Here is a 19284-nt window from a genome sequence, read left to right as displayed (position 1 = left end):
CATCACCATGGCCCTCTTCCGCCTGCCATCCAGTGGACCCGCCGCTCTCGCGCCGCGCGGCAACGGCCTGTTGCTACGCGCGCCGCAGATGTCGGATTTCCTGCAATGGGCCCATCTGCGCGAGTCCAGCCGCGATTACCTGACGCCCTGGGAGCCGATCTGGCCGTCGGACGATCTCACGCGCTCCGGTTTCCGCCGTCGCCTGCGGCGCTATTCCGAGGACATCGCCGCGGACCGGTCCTATCCCTTTCTGATCTTCCGGGAGCTCGACGGCGCCATGGTCGGCGGCATCACGCTCGCCAATGTCCGCCGCGGCATCGTCCAGGCCGGCACCATCGGCTATTGGGTCGGGAAGCCCCACGCCCAGCGCGGCTACATGACGGCCGCACTGCGGGTGCTGCTGCCAACGCTGTTCGGCGAGCTCAATCTGCACCGGGTCGAGGCCGCCTGCATCCCGACCAATGCGCCGTCGATCCGGGTGCTGGAGAAGTGCGGTTTCTCCCGCGAGGGGCTGGCGCGCCGCTATCTCTGCATCAACGGGATCTGGCAGGACCATTTGCTGTTCGGCCTGCTGCACGAGGATTTCCGCGGCTGAGTCCGTTCATTCATGGGACCAAAGTCTGCTGTGTGCCTGCCTTGGGTTCGCCGGTTTTGACGATATAACGGCGCAAGCCGGCCGGTGATCGGCCGGGATGTTGTCATGGAGTATGGGCGTTGAAGGTGCAGGAGCTTCGGTCATCGCGGAATGCGTTGCGGCGGGGGGCAGCGGTCGCGCTGGCGTTGTCAGTTGCGCTGGTCTCCATTTCGCCGGTCGCGGCGCAGTCGCTGACCGATCGATTCAAGGGCCTGTTCGGCGGCAAGTCGGACGAGCCGGCCCAACCCAAGCCGGCGCCTGCACCAGGCCAGCCGGCGGCTGATGACGATCTTGATTGCCCGCAGGTCACGGTGCGTGCCGGAGCCTCCACCTACGCGGTCGGTGCCACCGGCAAGCCGGCCGTCGGCAACGAGATCCGCTTCCAGGCCACCATCACCAAGATGGCGCGCGAATGCGCCCGCAATGGCGGCGACATCACGGCCCGGATCGGTATCCAGGGCCGCGTCATTGCCGGTCCCGCCGGCGCGCCTGCGAGCGTCGAGGTGCCGCTGCGCGTTGCCGTGGTGCAGGGCGGCGTCGGCGAGAAGGTGATCGCTTCCAAGGCCTACCGGACCACGGTCGGAATGTCGGAGGGCGGCAGCGTGCCGTTCACCTTCGTGGCCGAGGATCTGGTCTATCCGATGCCTCCGGCCAAGGACGCCGATAGCTACATCTTCTATGTCGGCTTCGATCCGCAGGCGCTGTCGCCCGAGCCGAAGGCGCGGGCGAAGAAGAAGTAGCCACGTAAAGATAGTCGTCATGCCCCGCGAAGGCGGGGCATCCAGTACGCCGCGGCTTCTCGACTGGTCAGGACTGTCTCTGAATAGTGGATCGCCCGCCTTCGCGGGCGATGACATCAGATTTGCCGATGCCGTGCCCGACAAACAAAAAAGCCGGCGCTCATCGCGCCGGCTTTTTGATGGGTGAAGGCGAGGCCCCTCAGTTCAGCTTCTGCCTGACTTCGGTGATGCCCTTGGCGAGCAGATCGTCGGCGACCTGGCCCTTGACCGACTGCGACAGGATCGTGGAGGCGGCCTGGACGGCGGCTTCGGCGGCTGCGGCGCGCACATCGGCGACTGCCTGGGCCTCGGCGAGCGCGATCTTGCCCTCCGCGGTCTTGGTGCGGCGAGCGACGAAATCTTCCACCTTGGCCTTGGCCTCGGTTGCGATGCGCTCGGCTTCGCTCTTCGCGTTTGCGATGATGTCGGCGGCCTCGCGTTCGGCCGAGGCGGTGCGCGCCTTGTAGTCGGCGAGCACTTTGGCGGCTTCCTGCTTGAGGCGCGTCGCGTCGTCGAGCTCGGCCTTGATGCGATCGGCGCGATGGTCGAGGGCAGTCATGGCCTTCTTGAAGACCCCGAGATAGCCGAACCCGACCATCAGGATCACGAAGGCGATGGCGACCCAGGTTTCAGGATCGAAGAACATATCGATTAACCCTTCAAGGACGCATCAACGGCGGCATTGACCAACGCCGCGTCCGGAACCACGCCGGTGAGCTGCTGCACGATGCTGCCTGCCGCGTCGGCCGCGATGCCGCGGACGTTGCTCATGGCGGTCGCACGGGTCGAGGCGATGGTCTTCTCCGCCTCGGCGAGCTTGGCCGCCAGTTGCTCTTCCAGCGCCTTGCGCTCGGCGTCCGCCTGCGCATTCGCCTTGTCGCGGGATTCGTTGCCGATGGCCTGCGCGCGCGAGCGTGCCGAAGCAAGCTCGCTTTCATAGGCCTTCAGCGCCGCTTCGGACTGGTCCTTCAGCTTCTGCGCTTCGGCGAGGTCGCCCTCGATCTTGTTCTGACGCGCCTCGATCGCACCGCCGACGCGCGGCAGAGCGAGCTTGGACACGATCACGTAAAGCGCGACGAAGAAGATCGCGAGCGACACCAGCTGTGAAGCATAAGTGCCGCTCTCGAACGGCGGAAAACCGCCACCGTGGTGACCACCGTCAGCCTCAGTGTGAGCGCCCGCCGCCGGACCTTTTGCGCCGCCATGACTTTCAGCCATGGAGTACTCCTGTTGCTGTCATGCGCGTCGCTTCGGTTGAAGCGGCGCGAAAAATCGTTCTCAGAGGGGAACGAACAGCAGCAGCAGCGCGATCAGCAGCGAGAAAATGCCGAGCGCTTCGGTCACGGCGAAGCCGAAGATCAGATTGCCGAACTGGCCCTGAGCGGCCGAGGGGTTGCGAACGGCTGCGGCGAGGTAGTTGCCGAAGATCACGCCGACGCCGACGCCCGCGCCGCCCATGCCGATGCATGCGATGCCCGCGCCGATAAGTTTTGCTGCTGCCGGATCCATTTTAGACTCCTTGGAAGAAAGATTGGGTTTTGGGTGGAAATTCCCCGGACCGCTCAGTGTCCCGGATGAATGGCGTCGTTGAGGTAGATGCAGGTCAGGATCGCAAACACATAGGCTTGCAGGAATGCGACCAGAATCTCGAGAGCGTACAGCGCGACCGTGAGCGCCAGCGGCAGCACGCCGCCGACCCAGCCAAGGGCGCCGAGCGAGAAGCCGAGCATGGCGACGAAGCCCGCGAACACCTTCAGCGCGATGTGGCCGGCCAGCATGTTGGCGAACAGACGAACGCTGTGGGAGACCGGCCGCAGGAAGAACGACAGGATCTCGATGAACATCACCAGCGGCAGGATGTAGCCGGGGACGCCGTGGGGCACGAAGATCGAGAAGAATTTCAGGCCGTTCTTGGCAACGCCGTAGATCAGCACCGTGAAGAAGACCAGCAGCGCGAGTGCCGCGGTGACGATCAGATGGCTCGAGATCGTGAAGGTGTAGGGGATAATGCCGACCAGGTTCGAGACGCAGATGAACATGAACAGCGAGAAGATCAGCGGGAAGAACTTCATGCCTTCCGCGCCGGCCGTCGAGCGGATGGTCGAGGCCACGAATTCGTAGGAGATCTCGGCGACCGATTGGAGTCGCCCGGGAACCAGCTGCGTGCCGCTGGCGAGCATCAGGATCGAGATGATCGCGACCGCCACCAGCATGTAGAGCGACGAATTGGTGAAGGCGATCGTGTGATTGCCGATATGGCCCAGGGTGAAGAGAGGCTCGATGTTGAACTGGTGGATCGGATCGATTTTCATCAGCGCGGCATCTCTTGGTCTGCCGGGCGATGCCGGCGGGTCTCGGTCTGCCGGTCAGGCCGGCCCGTACCGGCTCGAGCCGGCACGATCATTCCTCTCCTGGAGTGGATCGCTTAAGAACCACCGCGCCTGTTTTGACCCGCGCCTGCCGTTCTCACCACATTCACCACGCCGGCGACGAAGCCCAGCAGCAGGAACACGATGAATCCGAAAGGCGACGTCGACAGCAAGCGGTCGAAACCCCAGCCAATCCCCGCTCCGACAACGACCCCGGCGACCAACTCGGAGGATAACCGGAAACCAAGCGCCATCGCCGAGGCTCTGGCCGCTCTGTCTTCACCGTCACCTGCGGGTTGCTCGGTCTTGACGTGGCGGCCGCGAAATTCGGACAACCGCTGATCAAGATTTCCGAGCCGATCGGAAAGCGCAGCTTCCTCGGGCGATCTATCGCGATCTCCATTCTCGCCGTGTCCCGTGCCCTGTGTCATGCAACGAAGACCCGAAACGCCGCGGCTGAATGGAAATTACGCCCGCCACCCTCAAAAGCCGCGCGGACCATACTGATGGCCCATAATCAAGTCAAGCCAAGTCACGATTGTGTCCATTCCCGTTATGTGTCTGATTTATCTGGAAATATTGACGCGAGCGGTAGCGCTGCACACAGCGTGACGCCGCACCGCAGCAGGTCTCCGCTTGATCGGCGGACGCAGTCGCCATTTCGCCCAGTGGCAGGGATCAAAGGGGGCGCCGCGATCGTTCATCTCAGAGGCGCGTTTTGGGCGGCGGATCGCCTCGCCGGGGTGTAGAATTTGCGAGAAGTGCCACCTTTATGAGCGCCATCTTTGGAAGTGCTAGCGGCGCGTCGTGGCGGAGAATGCGATGAGAGCAGCGAATTCATCCACAGCATCATGGCTTGCGGCGGCGGCGTTCGCCGCGGCGATGGCTGTCAGCGCCGGCGGCCTGGCCGCGCAATCTGCGCCCGACAGCGAAAACGGCCGCTACAGCATGACCCCCATCCCCGAGGGCGTGCTGCGGCTCGACAGCCGCACCGGGACGGTGTCGACGTGCACCAAGAGCAGCGCCGGCTGGGCCTGCTACGCGGTACCCGATGAACGTGCCGCGCTCGACGCCGAGATCGGCAGGCTCCAGGCCGAAGTCGAGACGCTGAAGGGACGGCTTGCGGCGGGGCCGACCGTGTCAGGCAAGATCGACGAGGCACTGCCGAAAACCGATCCGCTCAAGAAGGCGGAGCCGCAAGCACGAGAACCAAAGGCCGCCGAGGGCGACCGCAGGATCGAGATCCCGCTGCCGAGCGACCAGGACGTCGATCGCGTGATGTCATTCCTGGAAAGGGCCTGGCGCCGGCTGATCGACATGGCCAACCGCGTGCAGAAGGACGTGTCGGGGAGGATTTAGCGGGTCCCTCGGTGTCGTCCTGGCGAAAGCCAGGACCCATACGCCGCAGCCTCTCTGTTTTTCTCGGTGCGCGTGGCCAACTTCTCGTCATCACGAGCATTTGGGGTAATGGGTCCTGGCTTTCGCCAGGACGACGTAACGGGAGCGCTCATGACGTCAGCCAAATCCATCTCGCGCTCGGCGCCGCGGTCAGGGCCGGCCACCACCATCGCATCGTCGCTGCTGACTGTGCAGACGCCGGGGCGCGGCTTCAGCGACCTCACCGCCGAGGCGGCGCGGTTCATCGCCGACGTTCATGCGCGGGACGGCGTGCTCACGCTGTTCATCCGTCACACCTCGGCGTCTCTGACAATCCAGGAGAATGCCGATCCATCGGTGCTGGTCGATCTCACTACGGTGCTGACGCGGCTCGCGCCCGACGATGAAGATGCGGGCTGGACGCACGACACCGAAGGGCCGGACGACATGCCGGCGCATATCAAAACCATGCTGACGGGGACATCGCTCCAGGTGCCGGTGCTGAACGGCAGGCTCGCGCTTGGCACCTGGCAGGCGATCTATCTGATCGAGCATCGCGCCCGTCCGCACCGGCGCGAGGTGGTGCTGCAATTCCTCGGCAGCAATCAGTAGAGCGTTTTCGAGCGAAGTGGATCCCGGTTCGCGTCAAGAAAACGCGTCAATATAAAGAATCCGGAGTTCAAAACAAAACCGGCCGCGGAGACCGCGGCCGGTTGGCGTTGATCTGGATCTGCGTCGATCAGGTCGTCTTGATATCGACGTCCTTGGTCTCCGGCAGGAAGAACAAGCCGATCACGACGGTAATCGACGCGAAGATGACCGGATACCAGAGGCCCGCATAGATATCGCCCGTCGAGGCCACGATGGCGAAGGCGGTCGCCGGCAGCAGGCCGCCGAACCAGCCGTTACCGATGTGGTAGGGCAGCGACATCGAGGTGTAGCGGATGCGGGTCGGGAACAGTTCGACCAGCATCGCGGCGATCGGGCCGTAGACCATGGTGACGAAGATCACCAGGACGAACAGCAGTCCGACGACCGCCGCCACCTGCGGACGGAAGATGTCGAACGGATGCGCCATCTTCACGATGCCCGCATCGCCGGCCTTCGGATATCCGGCTGCCTGCACGGCGGCGAGGACCGCCGGATTGCCATCCTTGGCGTTGGCGTAGGCGACTTCCTTGCCGTTGACCATCACCTTCACGCCGGATCCGGCCGCACCTGGCGTGGTCCCGTACTTGACCGACGACTGCGACAGGTAGGCACGTGCGGTGTCGCAAGGCGAGGTGAAGACGCGGGTGCCGACCGGGTTGAACAGGTCGCCGCAACCTGCGGGATCCGCCACCACGTCGACCTTGACCGACTCGATCGCCTTTTCCAGCGCCGGGTTGGCGTTGGTGGTGATCATCTTGAAGATCGGGAAGAAGGTCAGCGCCGCGATCAGACAGCCGCCGAGGATGATCGGCTTGCGGCCGATCTTGTCGGAGAGCATGCCGAACACGATGAAGAAGCCGGTCCCGAGCAGGAGCGACCAGGCGATCAGCAGGTTGGCGGTGTAGCCGTCGACCTTGAGGATCGATTGCAGGAAGAACAGCGCGTAGAACTGGCCGGTGTACCAGACCACGCCCTGGCCCATCACGCCGCCAAGCAACGCCAGCAGCACGAGCTTGCCGTTCTGCCAATTGCCGAAGGCTTCCGTCAGCGGGGCCTTCGAGCTCTTCCCCTCGTCCTTCATCTTCTGGAAGATCGGGGATTCGTTGAGGCGAAGCCGGATCCAGACCGAGACGCCAAGCAGCAGCACCGAGACCAGGAATGGAATGCGCCAGCCCCAGGCTGCGAAGTCGGGTTCGCCGAGCGCGGAGCGCGTGAACAGGATCACCAGCAGCGACAGGAACAGTCCGAGAGTCGCCGTGGTCTGGATGAAGGAGGTGTAGTAGCCGCGCTTGCCGTTCGGAGCATGCTCCGCGACGTAGGTCGCCGCACCGCCATATTCACCGCCGAGCGCGAGGCCCTGGGCGAGACGCAGCGCGATCAGGATGATCGGGGCCGCGATGCCGATGGTCGCCGCATTGGGCAGCAGGCCGACGATGAAGGTCGACAGACCCATGATCAGGATGGTGACGAGGAAGGTGTATTTGCGGCCGACGATGTCGCCGACACGGCCGAACACGATCGCGCCGAACGGGCGCACCAGGAAGCCCGCCGCGAAGGCCAGCAGCGCGAAGATGTCGCGGGTTGCCGGCGGATAGGCCGAGAAGAACTGCGCGCCGATGATGCCGGCCAGCGAACCGTAGAGATAGAAATCGTACCACTCGAAGACGGTACCGAGCGAGGAGGCGAGAATGACGAACCGTTCGTCCTTCGTCATCCCTCCCGCGCCTGCTTGAGACACAGCCATTGTCGACATGTTGAGTCGCTCCCCGAAAAATCGTTTCCTCGCGCCCTGGATGTCCGGTCATGCCGGATCAACCCAAGCCTTGCCCCCAAGGTAACATTGGCGTGAAACCCGCCCCAATACGACTTTCGGCCTTTCGCACTGACGCGCACCTGACGCCGCGGGCGTTCCATCCGGCAACATAGTGCCGACCTGTGGATTAACCCCGTTGCTGCAAAGGGATAATGTCCACTTGCATGCCACGGCTGGTCGGGAAAGAATTGACCAGCGCCCCGCGCCGGCTTACTGGCCCGGTGCGATTGCCAGCAAGAGAACGATGAACGCTCCCTCGACCCATCTCGTCATTGCCGATGACCATCCATTGTTCCGCGACGCGCTGCGGCAGGCGGTGGCAGGCGTCCTGAGCTCGGCCAGGATCGATGAGGCTGGATCGTTCGAGGATCTGACCAAGCTTTTGGAACAGACCTCCGACGTCGACCTGATCCTGCTCGACCTCTCGATGCCCGGGATTTCCGGCTTTTCCGGCCTGATCTATCTGCGCGCGCAATATCCGGCCATTCCGGTGGTGATCGTCTCGGCTTCCGACGACAGCGCCACGATCCGCCGCTCGCTGGATTTCGGCGCCTCCGGTTTCATCCCGAAGCGCTTCGGCGTCGAGACCCTGCGCGACGCCATCCTCAAGGTGATGGAGGGCGACGTCTGGGTTCCCGCCGACACTGATCTGTCGGCGGTCGCCGACCCCGACATGACGCGCCTGCGCGACCGGCTGGTGACGCTGACGCCGCAGCAGGTCCGGGTTCTGATGATGCTGTCGGAGGGATTGCTCAACAAGCAGATCGCCTATGAGCTCGGCGTCTCCGAGGCCACCATCAAGGCGCATGTCTCAGCCATCCTGCAAAAGCTCGGCGTCGAAAGCCGGACCCAGGCCGTGATCGCCGCCGCGAAAATCGCCGGCGGCCAATGGAAGCAGGGCACCCCGACGGGGTGAGGCTGTAGCGAGCGGACGGCCCGTGGTCGCAGCCCGGATGGCTTGTCCGCCGTAGCTCTAAGAGCGAGGGAGGAAGCGTAGCGCAATCCGGGGCCGCTCGCCCCGCATCGGCACCTTCCCGGATTACGCTTCGCTCCATCCGGGCTACCGGACCTCCTCTGTGTCGCCTCTGTCAATCCGCTCACGCAAATATATTCCGCTTTACCGAAATTCGGAAACGGCGTATGTGTCGGTCATCCCGGCTCATCCTTGAGGGGCGATCTTGTGGTCGTCACGTTCGCGAGCCGGGGCTTGCGGTGGACGCGGCAGCGTTCGGGTGCGAGAGGCCAAGGGCAGGGCGGATTGCTCTCCGTGAGCCCAAGGCTTCGTTCCGACGAGCGGCGCTGTCAGGCTTCGTCTCGTCTGTAAGTTTCCGGCTCCGTCGACAGGGCTGGAAAAACTGCGGCGAAATGGCGGGCCGTGCGTACGGCAAAACCGTGTGGTCCTGGCCGTCGTTGCTACGGTCAAGCCCCGGCGAATGCGGCATCTGCGTCAACCGGCGCGGTGTCGGTGAATTTCGTTGGGACGAGGGAGGCCAGCAGGAACTCGGCTCCCGGGAGATCACGGCATAAGCCGTCCAACCATCGCGCAGGGAAGGCCGAGTGATTGGCTACACCTGTATGCTGCTGTGCGGTTTTCCTGCGTGTGCTTTTCGCGCAGCGGACCGCGGGTGCCAGCCGGCACCCGGCCTTCCCTGCGCCCTCTTGGGTTTGAGGGTGAAGTGACCAAGCAAAGCTCGGGCGAAACGCGCCGCGAGAAGGCGAGCGCATGTGCGTCGCCTCGCGCTCGGTGTCATCGTCCGCGCAGGCGGACGATCCAGTATTCCAGAGACGCCTGTGGTGGAATCGAGACGCCGCGGCGTACTGGATTCCCGCTTTTGCCGGGAATGACAGCGCTGGTTGGAGAACCAGTTTGCCGCCCCAGCAATCGGGCCGCAGATGCTGGAACCGGAACCTCACAACTTCTCACAACTCCAAACGGGTGTCTCGCGGTCACCGCTGCTAGTCAGTGCACGACCGATCAACGAGGGAGCAGCATCATGAAACAGATCATCGATCAGCACCGGCGCCAGTTTTTCGGCGTCGCCGCGGGAACTGTCGCCGCCGGCCTCGGCGTGATCGGCCTCGCCCGCGCCGAATCGGAAGCGCCGCGCTCGGCCGCAACGAATGCGTCGTTCGGCGCGATCAAGCAGATCGATGCCGGCGTCCTCAACGTCGGTTACGCGGAGGCCGGTCCTGCGAACGGTCCGGTCGCGATCCTGCTGCACGGCTGGCCCTACGACATTCATGCCTTCGTCGACGTCGCGCCGATCCTGGCGAAGGCCGGCTATCGCGTCATTATCCCTTATTTGCGCGGCTACGGCTCGACCCACTTCCTCTCCGAGGAGACACCGCGCAACGGCGAGCCGGCAGCAATGGCTGCCGACATTATCGCGCTGATGGACAAGCTCGAAATCAAAAAGGCGGTGGTCGCCGGTTTCGATTGGGGCGCGCGCACCGCCGACATCATCGCCGCGCTGTGGCCGGAGCGGTGCCGGGCGCTGGTGTCGGTCAGCGGCTATCTGATCTCCAGCCAGGCCGCGGGCAACGCGCCGCTGCCGCCGTCGGCCGAGCTGCTATGGTGGTACCAGTTCTATTTCGCGACCGAGCGCGGCCGCGCCGGATACGAGAAATACACGCATGATTTCGCCAAGCTGATCTGGAAGCTGGCCTCGCCGCAGTGGAAGTTCGACGACGCCACCTTCGACCGGAGCGCGGCGGCGCTGGACAACAAGGATCACGTCGCGATCACGATCCACAATTACCGCTGGCGGCTCGGGCTCGCCCAGGGCGAAGCCAAATACGAGGAGCTCGAAAAGAAACTTGCGGCAGCTCCGGTGATCAGCGTCCCAACCATCACGATGGAAGGCGACGCCAACGGCGCGCCGCATCCCGATCCAAGCGCCTATGCCAAGAAGTTCTCGGGCCGCTACGACTATCGCCTGATTACCGGCGGCATCGGCCACAATCTGCCGCAGGAAGCACCGCAAGCCTTTGCCAAGGCCGTCATCGACGCCGACGGCGGTGCCTGACGCGCTACTCTGCCGCCACTATCTGCTGCGTGCGCCACTGGCCGAGCAGGGCGCGCAGCGAAGCCGGCTTGACCGGCTTGTTGAGCACCGCGACCTTTTCGTCCCGTGCAGCCATTTGCACGGCGGGGCTGCGGTCGGCGGTGATCAGGATCGCGGGGATGCCGTCACCGAAGCGGCGGCGGATGTCGCGGATCGCGGCGATGCCGTTGCCGCGATCGAGATGGTAGTCGACCAGCAGGCCGGTCACGCGGCGGCCGGCAGTTTCGATCGCGGCGATCGCGCCCTCGGGATCGGCGACCGCAATCACTTCGGCGTCCCACGCCTTCAGCAGCGTGCGCATGCCGTCGAGGATCGCGGCGTCGTTCTCGATGCAGACGATCAGGGTCCCCGAGATCGAGGTGCGTGCGAGCGGCGTTGCGCTGGTCACGGCCGCGGTGTGGGTGATCGCCTTCGCCGTCGGCGCCGTCACGGAAAACACAGAGCCGCCGCCGACATTGGAATCGATGGCGATGTCGTGCTTGAGCACGCGCGCCAACCGCTCGACGATCGACAGGCCAAGGCCGAGGCCGCGGGCGATCCGAGCGCCCTGCTCGAGGCGGTGGAATTCCTTGAAGATCTCGCCGCGCTTGACCGTCGGGATGCCGACGCCGGTGTCGTAGACGCAGATCTTGAGCGAGGCGCCATGGCGGCGGCAGCCGACCAGCACGCGCCCCCGCGGGGTATATTTGATCGCGTTGGAGATCAGGTTCTGGAGCAGCCGCCGCAGCAGGAGACGATCCGACTCGACGGGCAGCGAGCATGGCACGAAGACGAGCGCCAGATTCTTGGCGCGTGCGATCGGCGCGAATTCGATCTCCAGCGAGCGCATCAGATCGGCCATCTTGAAGCTCGAGATGGAGGTCGTCATCGCGCCGGCGTCGAGCCTGGAGATGTCGAGCAGCGCGCCGAGGATCTCCTCGATCGCCTGGAGCGATTCGTCGATGTTCTCGACCAGCCGCGTCTCCTCGCCGCTGTGCTGACGCTCGACCAGGCTCGTGACATAGAGCCGCGCCGCGTTCAGCGGCTGGAGAATGTCGTGGCTGGCGGCGGCGAGAAAGCGCGTCTTGGAGATGCTGGCGTCTTCGGCCGCGCTCTTGGCCAGCGCCAGCTCGGAATTCAGCCGGGTCAGCTCCTCGGTGCGGTCGCGCACCCGCTTCTCCAGCGTCGCATTGGCGCGCTCCAGCGCTTCGGCCGCCTCGAACGTGGGCGTGACGTCGGTGAAGGTGATGACGAAGCCGCCGCCGGGCATGCGGTTGGTCAAGATCTCGATCACCATGTGACGATCGGGCAGGCGCTCGAGATAGGGCTCGCCGTCGGTGGTGTAGGCCACCAGCCGGCGCTCCAGCATGGCCTCGCGCTCGATCGGATCGGCCGGCTCGCTCACGCCCATGAATTCCAGGATTTCACGCAACGGCGTGCCGAACTGGATGAAATGCGGGGGAACGTTGAGGAGATCGCCGAACTGCCGGTTGGAGCAGATCAGTTGCAGATCGGCATCGAACACCGCGATGCCCTGGCGCACATGGTTGAGCGCAGTCTGGAGGATCTCGCGGTTGAAATGAAGCGCCGCATGGGAATCGTCGAGCAGCTTGAGCGCAGCCTTCGCCGACACCGTCCGTTTGCGCAGCAGCAGCGACATCACCAGACGCGAGGAGGCCGCACCGATCGAGGACGCGATCAGGTGCTCGGCATGCTGCAGCAGCTCGAAATCGGCGGGCGCCCCGGACTCCAGCCGCACATTGCGCCGCGCGGAGAATGCCTCGAACGAATGCCGTGCGCGGTCAGGCCCGAGATATTGCGCCACCGTGGTCTGGATGTCCTGCACCGTGACGGTGGTGCGCCAACGGCGGAAGTTCGGGGAGATCGGCGCGAGCGTGTTGGGGACGAACAGATCGGCCTGCACCAGCTCGATCGACGACGGCCGGCGCGCCAGCGACAGCAGCACATACGTGAGGATATTGAGCGACAGCGACCAGACCACCCCGTGCATCAGCGGCGGCAAATCGGCGCCGAACAACGCCTGCGGCCGCAGCGCCTCGATTCCGAACGGGCCGTGCTGGAGCAGCAGGATGCCGGCCGTCGAAGTATCCATGAAGCTCGGGATGAACAGCGTGTAGAGCCACACCGCGAAGCCGACCAGCATGCCGCCGATCGCGCCGCGCGCGGTCGCGCGCCGCCACAGCAGTCCGCCGAAGAAGCTCGGTGCAAGCTGGGCGATGGCGGCAAAAGACAGCAGACCGATCGCCACAAGCTGGGTGTTGCCGAGCGCGCGGTAGTAGAAATAGGCCATCACCATGATGGCGAAGATCGCGAGCCGGCGCGAACGCAGCAGGAAGTCGCTGAAATCGGCGCCGCCGGTGCGCCCCTCGGGCCGTCGTTGCAGCACCAGGGGCACCACGAGATCGTTCGAGACCATGATGGAGAGCGCGACGCATTCGACGATCACCATCGCGGTCGCCGCCGACAGGCCGCCGACGAAGACGGCGACGCTGAGCAGATCCGCGCCGCCCTCCATCGGCAGCGCCAGCACGTACATATCGGGATCGGCGGCGCCGAACGGGAAGCTGACGAGGCCGGCGAGCGCGATCGGGATCACGAACAGATTGATGGCGACGAGATAGAGCGGGAACAGCCAGCGCGCGCGGCCGACCTCGGCGTCCGAGGAATTCTCGACCACGCTGACGTGGAACTGGCGCGGCAGCAGCATGATCGCGCACAGGGACAGCAGCGTCATGGTCAGGAAGTTGCCGATCGACGGCGAATAGTTGATGACGCGCACCGCCTCCGGCGTCTTCATCGCGCGCTCGATCAGCTCGTGCGGCGAGAACATCCAGAAGGTGACGAAGATGCCCGCGGCGAGGAAGGCGACGAGCTTGATGATGGATTCGGTTGCGACCGCCAGCATCAGGCCGTGCTGGTGCTCGGTGGCGTCGGTCTGCCGCGTGCCGAACAGCACGGCAAAGGCCGCCATCGCCAGCGTCACCATCAGCGCCACGTCGCCGAAGATCGGGATGTGGGAGAAGGCCTGGTCTTCGCTCAGGATGGTTTCGAGCGAGGAGGCGACCGCCTTGAGCTGGAGTGCGATGTAGGGCACCGAGCCGATGATGGCGATCAGCGCGACGGTTGCCGCCACCGCCTGGCTCTTGCCGTAGCGCGCTCCGATGAAGTCGGCGATCGAGGTGATGTTGTGGGCCTTCGCGAGCTGGATCACGCGGCGGAGGACGCCGGCCCCTAACCCGATCATCAGGATCGGGCCGACATAGATCGCGAGGAAGTCGGTGGAGGTGCGGGTGGCGAAGCCGACCGAGCCGAAGAAGGTCCAGGAGGTGCAGTAGATCGCCAGCGACAGCGGATAGATCAGCCCCGAGGCGCGGCCGCGCCCGGCCGGCCTGCGGCGGTCGCCATGGCTCGCCACCAGGAACAGAAAGCCGATATAGCCGAAGGCGGCGGCGATCACGCCCCAATCGTGCAGCATGGCGAGCGTGCTTCTCCCGGGCGCGCGCTGGCCGCGCCCGATCTCATTTTCGCTGTAAATCTAGCGCGTTGGACGGGTGGAGGCGACAGCGAAATGCCGTGTGGGTGCGGGAACCGGGGTTGTCGTTAAGCGGTGGGGCGAGCTGCCCGCTCACCCTCGCCCCGCTTGCGGGGAGAGGGTGGGGTGAGGGGACTCTCCCCGGTGACGGTGATAGTTGGATTCGCGGAGACTCCCCCTCACCCGGAATCCGCGCTTCGCGCGCATTCCGGCCTCTCCCCGCAAGCGGGGAGAGGCGAGGGAAACGCCTACTCCGCCGCCAGCGACTTCTCGCGAAGCGGCAGGCCCAGGCGGTCCCACACCTGCAGCAGGGCTTCGGCGAGTTGATCGATCAGGCCGTCGTCGTGATAGGGCGAGGGCGTGATGCGCAGGCGTTCGGAGCCCTTGGCAACCGTCGGATAGTTGATCGGCTGGATGTAGATGCCATGCTGTTCGAGCAAGAGGTCGGAAGCCTGCTTGCACTTCTCCGCGTCGCCGATGAACAACGGGACGATGTGGGTGTCGCTCGACATCACCGGCAGGCCGGCGGCGTTGAGGATCGCCTTGACCCGGGCGGCGCGATCCTGGTGACGCTCGCGCTCCCAGCTTGATGTCTTCAGATGCTTGATCGCGGCGGTCGCGGCCGAGCAGATCGCCGGCGGTAGCGCGGTGGTGAAGATGAAGCCCGGCGCATAGGAGCGCACGGCGTCGATGATCTGACCGTTGGCGGCGATGTAGCCGCCGAGGCAGCCGAACGCTTTGGCGAGCGTGCCTTCGAGAATGTCGATGCGATGCATCACGCCGTCGCGCTCGGCGATGCCGCCGCCGCGCGGGCCGTACATGCCGACGGCGTGGACCTCGTCGACATAGGTCATCGCGCCGTACTTCTCGGCGAGGTCGCAGATCTTGGCGAGCGGGGCGATGTCGCCGTCCATCGAATAAAGGCTCTCGCAGGCGATCAGCTTGGGCCGGCTCGGGCCCGCAGCCTTCAACAGCGCTTCGAGGTCGGCGAGGTCGTTGTGGCGGAACACGACCCGCTCGCATCCGGACTGGCGGATGCCCTCGATCATCGAATTGTGGTTGAGCTCGTCCGACAGGATCAGGCAGTTCGGAATGAGCTTTGCGATGGTCGCGATGCCGGTCTGGTTCGAGACGTAGCCGGACGTGAAGAGCAGCGAGGCTTCCTTGCCGTGGAGATCGGCGAGTTCGGCCTCGAGCTGCACAAGCGGATGATGCGTGCCGGCGATGTTTCGGGTGCCGCCGGCGCCGGTGCCGACGCGGGTCGCGGTCTCGACCATCGCGCCCACCACCTTCGGGTGCTGGCCCATGCCGAGATAGTCGTTGGAGCACCAGATCACGACGTCGCGCTTGCCCTTGGGCGAGTGCCAGAGCGCATGCGGGAACCGGCCGGCGATGCGCTCGAGATCGGCGAACACGCGGTAGCGCCGCTCGGAGTGGAGACGATCAAGGGCGGAATTGAAGAACTGGGCGTAATCCATCGTCAAACCTGCAGCGGAACCGACCAAAGACCCGCATATCCTTAGAGCTTTTCTAGCTCCAATGTCTATGCGCTATCCCACATTTGGACCTGCGGGGCATTTGGGCAAAATGCCCTATCATGCGATTTGAAACTTGATCCGGATCAAGTTCACGCGAGATGCAATGTTGCTCTGCACCATCCGGTGAATTGAGCGCAGCCCTCAGGTCGTCCTGAACTGCAACACGCCGTCTTTCATCTCAGCCGTCAGCCGGCCTTCCACGATCATGTAGTTGACGTGGGCGACCAGTTCGCCGGCGGCGAAACCCATCTGGTGTTCGTCCAGCACGTGCTTGTTGAACACCACGGGCACCAACGCGCGCGAGGTCTGCGGCACCTCGCGGCAGGCTTCCGCGATCAGGCGGCAGCGCTCCTCGTGGTGATCGGCGAGCTGCTTGATGCGGGTCTTCAGTCCGTAGAACGGCACGCCGTGGCCGGGCAGCACCAGCACGTCATAGGGCAGCGTGGTGGTGAGGCTGGCGAGCGAGGCCAGATATTCGCCGAGCGAGTTCTGGTCGGGTTCGACCGCCCACACGCTGACATTCGGCGAGATCTTGCTCAGCACCTGGTCGGCCGAGAGGAACAGCTTGTCGTCGGCGCAATACAGCATCACCTGGTCGAGCGCGTGTCCGCCGCCGGTGATCACCTTGAAGCGGCGCGTGCCGATCACGACGTCCTCGCCATGCGAGATGCGCCGGTAGGACGGCGGCAACACCGAGACGCGCTTGAGATAGTCCTGGCCGCGGCCGAGCAGTTTTTCGGTGAGCGAATCGTCCATGCCGTGGCGGCGGAAGAACAGCCGCTGCGCCTCCTTCCGCTCCTCGGTGCCGCGGTTCTGGTGATAGACCGATTGCAGATATTCGACCTGCGACATCACCAGCGGGCAGTTGAACCGCTCGACGATCCACCCGGCCAGACCGACATGATCGGGATGGGAATGGGTTACGATCAGGCGCGTGATGTTGACGCCCTTCAACGGCCCGTCGAACAGCTTCGTCCAGGCTTCGATGGTCTCCTCATTGCCGAAGCCGGCGTCGATCATGGCGTAGCCGTCGCCGTCGGCGAGCAGGTAGATGTTCACATGGTTGAGGCGGAACGGCAGCTTCAACCGCGCCCACAACACGCCCGGCTTCACCTCGACGACCTCTTCGGGGCCGGGATGCTGTTCCCAGGGATAGCGCAGGGCGTCGGCGGAGGACTGCACGGTGTCGGTCTTTGCGTTCATGCTACCGGCTTAAACCCGCTCGTCACGGCGCGCCAGCCGAAAAAGGACGCTGGCGCGGCCCGCATAGCGGTCATTCCGGGCTACGGAACGACCCCTTACGCCGCCCGCATGTTGTTGAGGAACGCGTCGATCTCTCCGCGCAGCATGTCGGCCTCGCGGCGGAGCGCGTCGGAGGCGCCGAGCACTTCGTTCGCCGCCGCGCCGGCTTCCGCCGAAGCCGTGGAGACGCCGACGATGTTGCTGGAGACCTCGCTGGTGCCGCCGGCGGCATGCTGGATGTTGCGGGCGATCTCGCGTGTCGCCGCGCCCTGTTCCTCGACCGCGGCGGCGATCGTCGTGGTGACGTCGTTGATCTCGCCGATGATCCGGCCGATGCCCTGGATGGCGCCGACCGCCGAAGTCGTCACCGACTGCATGCTGGCGATCTGGCTGCGGATCTCCTCCGTCGCTTTCGCGGTCTGGCTTGCGAGGCTCTTCACCTCGGAGGCGACCACCGCGAAGCCACGGCCGGCTTCGCCCGCGCGCGCCGCCTCGATGGTGGCGTTGAGCGCCAGCAGATTGGTCTGCGAGGCGATGGTCTGGATCAGGTCGACCACCACGCTGATGCGGCTCGCGCTGTCGGCGAGGCTCTGTACCGTGGCATCGGTCGCGCCGGCTTCGTCGACCGCTTTCCTGGCGATCGCGGCCGAGGTGACGACCTGCTTGCTGATCTCCTCGATCGAGGACGAGAGCTGCTCGGTGCCTGACGATACGGTCTGCACGTTGACCGAGGTCTCTTCGGCTGCGGATGCAACCGCGTTCACCAGCGCATTGGACTGATCTGCCGTGTTCGACATGCTCTGCGCGGTCGATTGCATCGAATTGGCTGATTGCGCGAGATTGTCGAGTGCGGAGCGGACCGTGCTCTCGAAGTCTGCAATCTTCGCCTCCATCTGCGCCGCACGCTCGGCCTTGGCGACGCGATCCCTGTCCTGCTCGCTCGCAAGCGCCCGGGCTTCGATCATGCTGTCGCGGAACACCGTCAGCGTTTCCTTCATCGCGCCGATCTCGTCGTTCTGCCGGGAGCGGACGATCTCGGTATCGAGGTCGCCGGCAGAGAGCAACTGCATGGCGCGTTGAAGCTCGCGAATGCGGCGCAGGATGTTGCGGCCGACATAGAGCCAGACGAACAGCGCCGAGCCGACCAGCGTCAATGCGCCGAGTGCCAGCATCGCGGTGGTCGCAAGCGAAATCTCCTGCCGCGCCTGGAAGGTCGACGCGTTGGTCTCCTTCTGCACGCCTTCGACGAGCTGCTGCACGCTGATGCCGAGGCCGACATTGAGCTTGCGGGTCTCGTCCAGAATGGTCTGGCCGTAGTCGATGGCGTCGAGCTCCTTCTGGCGGATCTTGAAAACGCCAGACTTGCCTTCGCCGAAGGCGAACAGCTTTTGCACGGTGTCGCGCACCGCTTGCATCGAGGCCATGTTCGGAAGGTCCTCGAGGTTCGACTTGACGCGGTCGCGAGTCGCCTTGAACTCCTTCTCGATCGCCTCCAGCGTATCGCTGTTGTTGGCCGACAGCGCCGCCATCATGTCGGCGGCCATCAAATTGCCGTTGGCGGAGATGGTCGCGACCTGGGAGACGGTGCGGGCAGCTTCGGTGGCATCGTCGGCGGAAACTTCCGCCGCGCCGAGGATCGCGTTCAGGCGCGTCTGCGCGTCCAGCATGGCAGGACCGGCCGCACCGACGAAGGTGAGCTGCGCCTTGCGGAGCGCTTCATATTGCTTGTCATGCAACGCGCCGGTATCGAGCCGCTCGCGCGCTGCCGACACCAGACTCTGGGTCGCCTCGTCGATGCTCTTGGCGGTGTCGCGCAACGCGGTTGCGACCTGCTTGTCGGCGCCGAGCTCGATGATCTCGCCGAGCTTGGCCATGGCGAGCTGCTGGATCTCCTGCACCTTCTTGGTGCGTTCGTTCAGCGCCTCGTCGGACGGCGACGCCAGGAGGCCCGGCCCCTGCGCCGCGAGCGTTGCGCTTTGCGATGCGAGTTGAAGGCTGGCGGAAAGGCGCGGGATGTCGCGGCCGCTCAGGTCCATCATGGTGCTGCCGAGATGGTTGAAGACGAAGCCGGCGCCGGCTGCAATCACGAGGCCCATGCCCGCGATCACCGCGAAGGCCGTGAACAGGCTGCCGCGCACGCCCCATGTCGGCATTTTGAAACGAGGCCGGATACGACCAAGCAAACGGCCAAGGCCCAGACGGATTGCCATCAAAATTCCCCCACGCGTGATCTTTATGTTTTCGCCGCGGAGTATCCTTGGGACGGGTTAAAAAATCGCAAGTT

Annotated in this window: 16 protein-coding genes; 6 read left to right on the top strand and 10 right to left on the bottom strand. The window is 64.8% G+C overall.

Features of this window, described 5'->3' with window-relative positions; all coding sequences use genetic code 11:
• The first annotated feature begins 7 nt into the window (after window positions 1-7).
• Window positions 8-595 carry a GNAT family N-acetyltransferase gene (locus AC0L21_RS10760; protein WP_007605081.1) on the top strand — a complete coding sequence of 196 codons (588 nt, stop codon included), beginning with the start codon at window positions 8-10 and terminating at the stop codon, window positions 593-595.
• Window positions 596-714: 119 nt separating this feature from the next.
• The gene (locus AC0L21_RS10755) at window positions 715-1374 is read left to right on the top strand and encodes a hypothetical protein (RefSeq protein ID WP_473261050.1); all 660 of its coding nucleotides are present in this window, start codon (window positions 715-717) and stop codon (window positions 1372-1374) included.
• Between the two features lie 199 nt (window positions 1375-1573).
• On the opposite strand, the gene AC0L21_RS10750 is transcribed toward AC0L21_RS10755, so the two are convergent.
• The 5 genes from AC0L21_RS10750 to AC0L21_RS10730 all read right to left on the bottom strand — a co-directional run bounded on the left by AC0L21_RS10750 (window position 1574) and on the right by AC0L21_RS10730 (window position 4213).
• Window positions 1574-2059, bottom strand: a complete 486-nt coding sequence (locus tag AC0L21_RS10750; RefSeq protein WP_473261048.1) for a F0F1 ATP synthase subunit B family protein — start codon at window positions 2057-2059, stop codon at window positions 1574-1576.
• A gap of 5 nt (window positions 2060-2064) precedes the next feature.
• A complete protein-coding gene (locus tag AC0L21_RS10745) occupies window positions 2065-2631 on the bottom strand; it encodes a F0F1 ATP synthase subunit B family protein (RefSeq protein ID WP_473261045.1) in 567 nt (188 codons plus the stop codon).
• A 60-nt stretch (window positions 2632-2691) separates the two neighbouring features.
• Entirely contained in the window at window positions 2692-2922 is a 231-nt protein-coding gene (locus tag AC0L21_RS10740) for a F0F1 ATP synthase subunit C (RefSeq protein ID WP_007599451.1), read from the bottom strand.
• Between the two features lie 53 nt (window positions 2923-2975).
• Complete coding sequence (locus AC0L21_RS10735) at window positions 2976-3725, bottom strand: F0F1 ATP synthase subunit A (protein ID WP_007605089.1); 750 nt, start codon at window positions 3723-3725, stop codon at window positions 2976-2978.
• Between the two features lie 113 nt (window positions 3726-3838).
• Entirely contained in the window at window positions 3839-4213 is a 375-nt protein-coding gene (locus AC0L21_RS10730) for an AtpZ/AtpI family protein (protein WP_007599457.1), read from the bottom strand.
• A gap of 391 nt (window positions 4214-4604) precedes the next feature.
• Between AC0L21_RS10730 and AC0L21_RS10725 the strand changes: the two genes are divergently transcribed.
• Both AC0L21_RS10725 and AC0L21_RS10720 read left to right on the top strand, forming a co-directional pair.
• On the top strand, window positions 4605-5141 hold the full coding sequence (locus tag AC0L21_RS10725; protein ID WP_473261043.1) for a hypothetical protein: 537 nt from the start codon (window positions 4605-4607) through the stop codon (window positions 5139-5141).
• A gap of 150 nt (window positions 5142-5291) precedes the next feature.
• The gene (locus AC0L21_RS10720) at window positions 5292-5771 is read left to right on the top strand and encodes a secondary thiamine-phosphate synthase enzyme YjbQ (protein WP_473261041.1); all 480 of its coding nucleotides are present in this window, start codon (window positions 5292-5294) and stop codon (window positions 5769-5771) included.
• A gap of 127 nt (window positions 5772-5898) precedes the next feature.
• On the opposite strand, the gene AC0L21_RS10715 is transcribed toward AC0L21_RS10720, so the two are convergent.
• Window positions 5899-7524: an MFS transporter gene (locus AC0L21_RS10715; RefSeq protein ID WP_473261039.1), complete on the bottom strand. Its 1626-nt coding sequence runs from the start codon at window positions 7522-7524 to the stop codon at window positions 5899-5901.
• Window positions 7525-7867: 343 nt separating this feature from the next.
• On the opposite strand from AC0L21_RS10715, the gene AC0L21_RS10710 reads away from it, so the two are divergent.
• Together AC0L21_RS10710 and AC0L21_RS10705 are read left to right on the top strand one after the other, a co-directional pair.
• Window positions 7868-8539, top strand: coding sequence for a response regulator (locus tag AC0L21_RS10710; protein WP_473261036.1), 672 nt, complete (start codon window positions 7868-7870; stop codon window positions 8537-8539).
• A 1078-nt stretch (window positions 8540-9617) separates the two neighbouring features.
• Window positions 9618-10649: an alpha/beta fold hydrolase gene (locus AC0L21_RS10705; RefSeq protein ID WP_473261033.1), complete on the top strand. Its 1032-nt coding sequence runs from the start codon at window positions 9618-9620 to the stop codon at window positions 10647-10649.
• 4 nt (window positions 10650-10653) lie between these two features.
• On the opposite strand, the gene AC0L21_RS10700 is transcribed toward AC0L21_RS10705, so the two are convergent.
• From AC0L21_RS10700 to AC0L21_RS10685, 4 genes are all read right to left on the bottom strand, one after another.
• Window positions 10654-14163: a PAS domain-containing hybrid sensor histidine kinase/response regulator gene (locus AC0L21_RS10700; protein WP_473261031.1), complete on the bottom strand. Its 3510-nt coding sequence runs from the start codon at window positions 14161-14163 to the stop codon at window positions 10654-10656.
• A 305-nt stretch (window positions 14164-14468) separates the two neighbouring features.
• Window positions 14469-15698 (bottom strand): 5-aminolevulinate synthase, encoded by a 1230-nt coding sequence (gene hemA, locus AC0L21_RS10695; RefSeq protein ID WP_007599472.1) that lies wholly within the window; start codon window positions 15696-15698, stop codon window positions 14469-14471.
• Between the two features lie 201 nt (window positions 15699-15899).
• Window positions 15900-16961 carry an MBL fold metallo-hydrolase gene (locus AC0L21_RS10690; RefSeq protein ID WP_473261028.1) on the bottom strand — a complete coding sequence of 354 codons (1062 nt, stop codon included), beginning with the start codon at window positions 16959-16961 and terminating at the stop codon, window positions 15900-15902.
• Between the two features lie 95 nt (window positions 16962-17056).
• On the bottom strand, window positions 17057-19210 hold the full coding sequence (locus tag AC0L21_RS10685; protein ID WP_473261026.1) for a methyl-accepting chemotaxis protein: 2154 nt from the start codon (window positions 19208-19210) through the stop codon (window positions 17057-17059).
• Between the last annotated feature and the right edge of the window lie 74 nt (window positions 19211-19284).

It is taken from the genome of Bradyrhizobium sp. WSM4873 (assembly GCF_055811355.1).
The sequence above is the reverse complement of the archived record's forward strand: the minus strand, read 5'-3'. Positions and strand labels throughout refer to the sequence as shown.